This window comes from Hydrogenophaga sp., assembly GCF_030373225.1.
GTDB lineage: Bacteria > Pseudomonadota > Gammaproteobacteria > Burkholderiales > Burkholderiaceae_C > Hydrogenophaga.
Genome location: NZ_JAUCZG010000021.1, coordinates 64222 through 71252, shown reverse-complemented (window position 1 = coordinate 71252; position 7031 = coordinate 64222). Strand labels below are relative to the sequence as shown.

The 7031-nt window shown below is 68.0% G+C and carries 8 protein-coding genes and 1 pseudogene; 5 read left to right on the top strand and 4 right to left on the bottom strand.

The annotated features are described in order from the left end of the window. Nucleotides 1-34 precede the first annotated feature (34 nt). The 3 genes from QUV35_RS12865 to QUV35_RS12855 form a co-directional block, all read right to left on the bottom strand. Nucleotides 35-313 (bottom strand): hypothetical protein, encoded by a 279-nt coding sequence (locus QUV35_RS12865; protein ID WP_300874546.1) that lies wholly within the window; start codon nucleotides 311-313, stop codon nucleotides 35-37. 142 nt (nucleotides 314-455) lie between these two features. Continuing rightward, nucleotides 456-1574, bottom strand: coding sequence for an MBL fold metallo-hydrolase (locus QUV35_RS12860; protein ID WP_300874543.1), 1119 nt, complete (start codon nucleotides 1572-1574; stop codon nucleotides 456-458). Further along, nucleotides 1571-2833 (bottom strand): amidohydrolase family protein, encoded by a 1263-nt coding sequence (locus QUV35_RS12855; RefSeq protein WP_300874541.1) that lies wholly within the window; start codon nucleotides 2831-2833, stop codon nucleotides 1571-1573. Before QUV35_RS12855 ends, QUV35_RS12860 begins: the two co-directional genes overlap by 4 nt. Before the next feature lie 72 nt (nucleotides 2834-2905). Between QUV35_RS12855 and QUV35_RS12850 the strand changes: the two are divergent. Both QUV35_RS12850 and QUV35_RS12845 read left to right on the top strand, forming a co-directional pair. Continuing rightward, nucleotides 2906-3160 (top strand): annotated as a pseudogene (locus QUV35_RS12850) (DUF1653 domain-containing protein); the annotation flags it as partial. 105 nt (nucleotides 3161-3265) lie between these two features. Next, a complete protein-coding gene (locus QUV35_RS12845) occupies nucleotides 3266-3421 on the top strand; it encodes an oxidoreductase-like domain-containing protein (RefSeq protein WP_366945433.1) in 156 nt (51 codons plus the stop codon). On the opposite strand, the gene QUV35_RS12840 is transcribed toward QUV35_RS12845, so the two are convergent. Continuing rightward, complete coding sequence (locus QUV35_RS12840; RefSeq protein ID WP_300874538.1) at nucleotides 3381-4475, bottom strand: PA0069 family radical SAM protein; 1095 nt, start codon at nucleotides 4473-4475, stop codon at nucleotides 3381-3383. The two genes, QUV35_RS12845 and QUV35_RS12840, sit on opposite strands and share 41 nt — an antisense overlap. A gap of 79 nt (nucleotides 4476-4554) precedes the next feature. Between QUV35_RS12840 and QUV35_RS12835 the strand changes: the two genes are divergently transcribed. Genes QUV35_RS12835 through QUV35_RS12825 form a run of 3 tightly spaced genes read left to right on the top strand, consistent with a single transcriptional unit; the run spans nucleotide 4555 to nucleotide 7020 of the window. After that, nucleotides 4555-5523 (top strand): ABC transporter ATP-binding protein, encoded by a 969-nt coding sequence (locus tag QUV35_RS12835; RefSeq protein ID WP_300874535.1) that lies wholly within the window; start codon nucleotides 4555-4557, stop codon nucleotides 5521-5523. Nucleotides 5524-5528: 5 nt separating this feature from the next. Next, nucleotides 5529-6290, top strand: coding sequence for an ABC transporter permease (locus tag QUV35_RS12830; protein ID WP_300874551.1), 762 nt, complete (start codon nucleotides 5529-5531; stop codon nucleotides 6288-6290). 4 nt (nucleotides 6291-6294) lie between these two features. Continuing rightward, the gene (locus QUV35_RS12825) at nucleotides 6295-7020 is read left to right on the top strand and encodes a hypothetical protein (RefSeq protein ID WP_300874532.1); all 726 of its coding nucleotides are present in this window, start codon (nucleotides 6295-6297) and stop codon (nucleotides 7018-7020) included. Nucleotides 7021-7031: the final 11 nt, after the last annotated feature.

The following is a 7031-nucleotide window of genomic DNA, read 5'->3' as shown; positions in this document are numbered from 1 at the left end:
CTCAGACTCAATCCGGGTGAACACCCGATACAACCTATTGAAGCTTCACACCTAGTCGGGCGAAGAGGCTGGAGCGTGTGGCCAGCAGGTGGCCGAACGAACCATAGGCGAGCAGCAACAGACAGTCGAACGGGAGATGAAGCCGGTAGCGGGCCAGGTGCTCTGGGGGCCAGGTCTGGATGATGGCGTCGAAGGCCTGCGGCGTGAAGGCGAACTGCAGCGCAAGAACACCCGGGTTCAGCGGCGCAAGAAACCAGGCCAGTCCAGCGAACAGAACCGCGGCAACCGACCCACACAACCAGACAGCGAACATGGCAGCAGACTTGATTTCCAGGCTTGACGTTTGAGTTCGGCGCACGCCGGCGGCGTGATGCCTGCCCCGCGCAGTGGATGATGACAGCGAGCGCATCGCAGGCCAAGTGCCATGCGGCTGGCCATGCGGTCGCGCCGCCGGCTCAGTCCAGCGGCCAGGGCAGCTCGCGCTGCAGCGCAGGCACCTCGACGGGACGCGTCGGCGGTGTGCCCTGGGCCAGGTCGCGCCACCAGGGCACCACCGCCTCCAGGCGGGCCGGCTCCACCGCTTCGCCCAGGCGCGGCATGAGCAGCGGCACGCCTTGCGATGGTGCGATTTGCAGCAGGGTCTCCACCGGTTCGTCCCAGGCGTGCATGGCCAGGCTGAAGGTGCCCCAGTGCACCGGCAGGAATGCGCCGCCGCCGAGCAGCGCGTGGGCCTTCAGGGCGTTCACCGGTCCGAGGTGGATGTCGCCCCACGAGGGGTGGAAGGCGCCCACTTCCAGCATCACCAGGTCGAACGGGCCCAGCCGCTCGCGGATGGTGGCGTACTCGGTGGTCAGGCCGGTGTCGCCGCTGAAGAACACCTGGTGCTGCCCGGACTGCACCACCATGGACGACCACAGCGTCGCGTTGCGGTCTTTGAGGCCACGGCCAGAAAAATGCTGCGACGGCGCGGCGGTGATGGTCAGACCCGTGCCGGGCACGCGGTGGCTTTCCCACCAGTCCAGTTCGGTGATGCGTTCGGCCGCCACGCCCCAGGCCTGCAGGTGGGCGCCCACGCCCAGCGAGGTGACGAAGGGCACGGCGCTGTGCTTCGCCAGTGCGCGGATGGTGGGGTAGTCCAGGTGGTCGTAGTGGTCGTGCGAGATCACCACCACGTCCACCTCGGGCATCTGCCGCAGGCGCAGCGGCACCGGCTGGAATCGCTTCGGGCCGAGCAGGCGGAAGGGGGACGCGCGCGTGCCCCACACCGGATCGGTCAGCACGCGGTGGCCGTCGATCTCGATCAGCACCGTGGAGTGCCCCAGCCAGGTGGCGCGCAGGCCACTTTGCGCCGGGCGGCTCCAGGCTTCACGCGGGTCTTGCGAGGGCAGTGGCCCGGTCGGCGCGCGCCGGCCGCCGGTGCTCAGGAATTCCTTGAGCGTGGGCCGGGGCACGGTGGCGTCGCGCAGCCCGGGCAAGGGCGGATGCAGGTTGCGAAATCCCAGGCCGTTCCACATCGCCGAGGCCTGCATGCGTTCCAGGCGCGCGCCCACCGCGCGTTTGCCGAACGCATTCATGACGCCGCCCCGGTTCGAGCGGGCAGGCTCAGGCGCGCGATCACGGGTGCCGTCTCCGACAGCAGCCGGCCCTTGCGCCACACCTTCAGGCGGGTCGCGCGCAGGCGGATGGCCTCGACCGGATCGCGCGCCTGCAACAGCACGAAGCTGGCGTCGGATCCGGGCGCGATGCCATGGCCGCTCAATCCCATCACCTTCGCCGCGTTCGTGGTCACGGCGTCGAAACACTGGCGCATGCCGGCCTGGCTGGTCATCTGGGCCACGTGCAGGCCCATGTGGGCCACCTCCAGCATGTCGCCGCTGCCCAGCGAGTACCAGGGGTCCATCACGCAGTCGTGGCCAAAGGCCACCGTGACGCCCGCGGCCATGAGCTCGGGCACACGCGTCATGCCGCGTCGCCTGGGGTAGCTGTCGCGCCGGCCCTGCAGCGTGATGTTGATCAGCGGGTTGGCCACCGCGCTCACGCCGCTTTCTGCGATCAGCGGAATCAGCTTGGAAACAAAGTCGTTGTCCATGCTGTGCATGGAGGTCAGGTGCGAGCCGTTCACACGACCCTGCAGGCCCAGGCGTTGTGTCTCGAAGGCCAGGGTCTCGATGTGACGCGAGAGCGGGTCGTCGCTTTCGTCGCAGTGCATGTCCACCGGCAGGCCACGGTCCGCGGCCAGTTCGCACAGCAGCTTGATGCTGGCGGTTCCCTCTTGATAGGTGCGCTCGAAATGCGGAATGCCGCCGACCACGTCCACACCCAGGTCGAGTGCGCGCTTGAGGTTGTCGAGTCCGCCGGGCGAGCGCAGCAGGCCGTCTTGCGGAAATGCCACCAGCTGGATGTCGAGGTAGGGCGCCATGAGGCGCCGGGCTTCGAGCATGGCGCGCACCGGCAGCAGGCCGGCGTCGCTGGTGTCCACATGGCTGCGAATCGCCAGCAGGCCCTTGGCCACGGCCCAGTCGCCGTAGGCCAGGGCGCGTTCAAGCAGGGCTTCTTCGGTCAGCAGGGGTTTGAGTTCGCCCCAGACGGCAATGCCTTCGAGCAGCGTGCCGCTCTGGTTCACCCGCGGCTGGCCGTGGCTCAGCGTGGCGTCGAGGTGAAAGTGCGGATCGCAAAACGGCGGCGTGAGCAACTGGCCGGCGGCATCGACCGTCTCGAGCGCGGGTGCAGCCAGGCCGGCACCCACCTCGGTGATGCGCCCGGCCTGCACCGCCACGCCCATGTCGGTGCGGCCGTCGGGCAGGGTGGCGTGGGTGATCAGCAGGTCCAGCATGGGTGTTCGCCTTGGCGTCCGGTAGGGGCAGGGGTCAAGGATAAGGCGCTCCTCCCTAGAATCGGCAGACTCATGCCATACCCCGCCAACCCCGCCCCGCCACACGACGGCGACCTGCCCCCGCTGCCAGCCACCCCTCCCGGTCTGTACCGCCACTACAAGGGCGGCTGGTACGAGGTGATCGACACCGTGCGATGCAGCGAAACCCTGCAGGGCATGACGCTCTACCGCGCGCTCTACGGCGGCTGGGGCCAGTGGGTTCGGCCCGCTGCCATGTTTGGCGAAACGGGCGAATTCGAAGGGCGCATTCAACCCCGCTTCGTGCGCCACGACCCGGCGCTCGTGCCCCTGGCCGACCTGGCCACGGCGCAAGCCCTGGTGGCGCACCTGCGCGCCGTGGCGCAGCGCCAGGGCCTGGCGCTGGACAGCGCCATGCGCGCGCCTCCGCCCGAGCCCGACACCTGCTGCGGTCGTGGCTGCAACGGCTGCGTGTGGGAAGGTTTTTACGAGGCCTTGCACCACTGGCGCACGGATGCGCTGGCGCTGCTCAGAACAGCGACTGCTGCCCCTGCAGGCCCGCCGGCCTGAAGAGACCGGTGTTCAGGGGTTCGCGTTCGCGCGCGAACCCCAGGCGGTCACAGGTTTTCTCGAAGCGCTGGCGCAGCAGGTCGGCCCACACGCCCTCGCCCTTCATGCGCTGCGAGAAGTCGGCGTTGTAGTCGCGCCCGCCGCGCATCTCCTGCACGCGGGCCATCACGCGCGCGGCGCGGTCCGGGTAATGCAGCTCCAGCCACTGGCGAAACAGGGGACTCAATTCGTGCGGCAGGCGCAGCACGGTGTAGAAGGCGCGCCGGGCACCGGCTTCGAAGGCGGCCTCCAGCACCTGCTCCATGTCGTCGTTGATGAACGGGATCTGCGGTGCCACGCTCACGCCCACCGGAACGCCGGCCTCGGCCAGCGTGCGGATGGTGCGCAGGCGGCGGTGCGGCGCGGCAGCGCGCGGCTCCAGCAGGCGGGTGAGTTTCGCGTCGAGCGAGGTGATGGTCACGTACACCGCCGCCAGACCCTGTGCAGCCATGGGCGCGAGCAGGTCGATGTCGCGCTCCACCCCGCTGCCCTTGGTGACGATGGCCAGCGGGTGGCGCGTGTCGCCGAGCACCTGCAACACGCCGCGCATGAGGCGCAGTTCGCGTTCGATCGGCTGATAGGCATCGGTCACGGTGCCGATGGCGAGCAGCCCGGGCACATGGCGCGGGCTGGCCAGTTCGCGCTGCAGCACCTGCGCGATGTTGCGTTTGGCGATCAGCTTCGTCTCGAAGTCAATGCCGGGCGACAGATTGAGGAAACTGTGGCTGGGCCGCGCGTAGCAGTACACACAGCCGTGCTCACAGCCCCGGTACGGGTTGAGCCCCAGGCGAAAGCCGATGTCGGGCGAGTCGTTGTGGGTGATGGCGCTCCTGGCGTCTTCAAAGCTCACCTCGGTGGCCGGCGGAGGTGCCTGGTCGCGCGCCTGCACCGCGTCGCCGAGGGCACCCCAGCCATCGTCAAAGGCTTCGCGGGCGTCGCGCTCGAAGCGGTGCGGATGGTGCTGGGCCAGCCCGCGGCCCTTGATGGCCTGCAGCGGAATGTGGACGGTGGACATGGAGCGGACACTGTACACAGATACAGCCTAAACTCACGCCTTGTTCCAGCCTTTTTCATCCACTGTCCGTGGAGCCCCCATGCCTTCCATTCCAGCCAGCCCCACTCCCGAGGCCATCGTGTCCGTGCGCGGCGTCAGCAAAACCTATGCGGGCGGTTTCCAGGCGCTTAAGCAGGTCAACCTGGACATCCGCCGCGGCGAAATCCTGGCCCTGCTCGGCCCCAACGGCGCCGGCAAGACCACGCTGATCAGCGTCATCTGCGGCATGGTCAACGCCACCGAAGGCACGGTGGTGGCCGACGGCCATGACACCGTGCGCGACTACCGCGCCGCGCGAGCCGCCATCGGCCTGGTGCCGCAGGAGCTGCACACCGATTCGTTTGAGACCGTCTGGGCCACGGTGAGCTTCAGCCGGGGCCTCTTCGGCAAGGCGCCCGATCCGGCCTACATCGAGAAGATCCTCAAGGACCTGTCGCTGTGGGACAAGAAGGACAGCAAGATCATGGCGCTCTCTGGCGGCATGAAGCGCCGTGTGCTGATAGCCAAGGCGCTGTCGCACGAACCCAGGATCCTGTTTCTGGATGAGCCGAGTGCCGGCGTGGACGTGGAACTGCGCCACGACATGTGGCGCATGGTGCGCGCGCTGCGCGAGGCGGGCACCACCATCATCCTCACCACGCACTACATCGAAGAAGCCGAAGACATGGCCGACCGCATCGGCGTGATCGCCAAGGGCGAGCTGATCCTGGTGGAGGACAAACACGTGCTCATGCGCCAGCTGGGCAAGAAGCAGCTCACGCTCACGCTGCAGCAGACCATCAACAGCATTCCCGAGGCGCTGGCGCCGTGGGCGCTGGAGATCACCGAGGGCGGCCACGCCCTCACCTACACCTTCGACGCGCAGAAGGAAGACACCGGCATCGCCGAGCTGCTGCGCGCGCTGGGCGAACAGCACATCCAGTTCAAGGACCTGCGCTCCAGCGAGAGTTCGCTCGAAGACATCTTTGTCAGCCTGGTGCACGAGAAGAAAGAAGAGGCCCGGGCATGATCGGTTTGAACATCCACGCGGTGCGCGCGATTTACCAGTTCGAAATGAACCGTGCCCTGCGCACCTGGGCGCAAAGCATCATTGCGCCGGTGCTCAGCACCTCGCTGTATTTCATCGTCTTCGGCTCGGCCATCGGCTCGCGCATGGGCGACATCGACGGTGTGAGCTACGGCGCCTACATCATTCCCGGCCTGCTCATGCTCTCGCTGCTGAGCGAGAGCATTTCGAACGCCGCCTTCGGCATCTACATGCCCAAATGGTCGGGCACCATCTACGAGCTGCTGAGCGCGCCGGTGAACTGGGTCGAGGTGCTGCTGGGTTATGTGGGCGCGGCGGCCACCAAGAGCCTCACGCTGGGCCTGCTGATCCTGCTCACGGCGCGCCTGTTCGTGCCCTACGAGGTGGCGCACCCGGTGTGGATGGTGGGCTTCCTGATCCTCACCGCCGTCACCTTCTGCCTGTTCGGTTTCATCATCGGCCTGTGGGCCGACAGCTTCCAGAAACTGCAGGTGATTCCGCTGCTGATCATCACGCCGCTGACCTTCCTCGGTGGCGCCTTCTACAGCATCAACATGTTGCCGCCCGTGTGGCAGACGGTCTCGCTGTTCAACCCGGTGGTCTATCTCATCAGCGGCCTGCGCTGGGCCTTCTACGGCGCGGCCGACGTGCACATCGCGGTGAGCACCGGCATGACGCTCGCGTTCATGTTCACCTGTCTGGGTGTGGTGTGGTGGGTGTTCAAGACCGGCCACCGCATCCGGCGCTGACACCATGAAACGACTGCACACCGAACTCTCCCGGCTGTACCTTTCGCCACCCGCTGACGGACAGGACGCGGTCGACGAGTCCCGCCTGGTCGACGCCGACGGGCAGACCCGCGCCCTGGTGCTGGGGCTGGCGCGGCCGGCCGACTGGGACGCCATCAGCCGCGTGTGGCAAGGCGTGCAGGCCGATCTTGAACTGCCCGCGCCCGCCATTGCGGTGTGTGGTGCCGACGGCTACCAGCTGTGGTTCTCGCTGGCGCAACCGGTGCCACCGGTGCAGGCGCATGCGTTTCTTGAGCTGCTTCGCCTGCGCTACCTGGACACGCTGGCGCCCGCACGCATCAGCTTCGCGCCCGGCCCGGCCGGGCACACCCGCCTGGTGCCTGCGCGGCATGCCGACTCGGGCCAGTGGTCCGCGTTCGTGAGCGCCGACCTGGCCGCGGTGTTCGCCGACGATCCCTCGCTGGACCTGCCGCCCGGCGAGGACAACCAGGCCGACCTGCTCTCCCGCCTCAAGAGCATCCAGAGCGCCGACTTCGAAACCGCGCTGCAGCGCCTGCGGCCCGTGGCGCCCGCCGCCACCGCAGCTGTCCCTGCCGGGCAGGCAGCCCATGCTCCGCAAGACCCGGAAAGCTTTCTGCGGGGGGTCATGAACGACAGCTCGGTGCCGCTGGCACTGCGCATCGAGGCGGCAAAGGCCTTGCTGCCCGGCCCCCGCCCGCACCAGGGCTAGGGTGCCGGCGC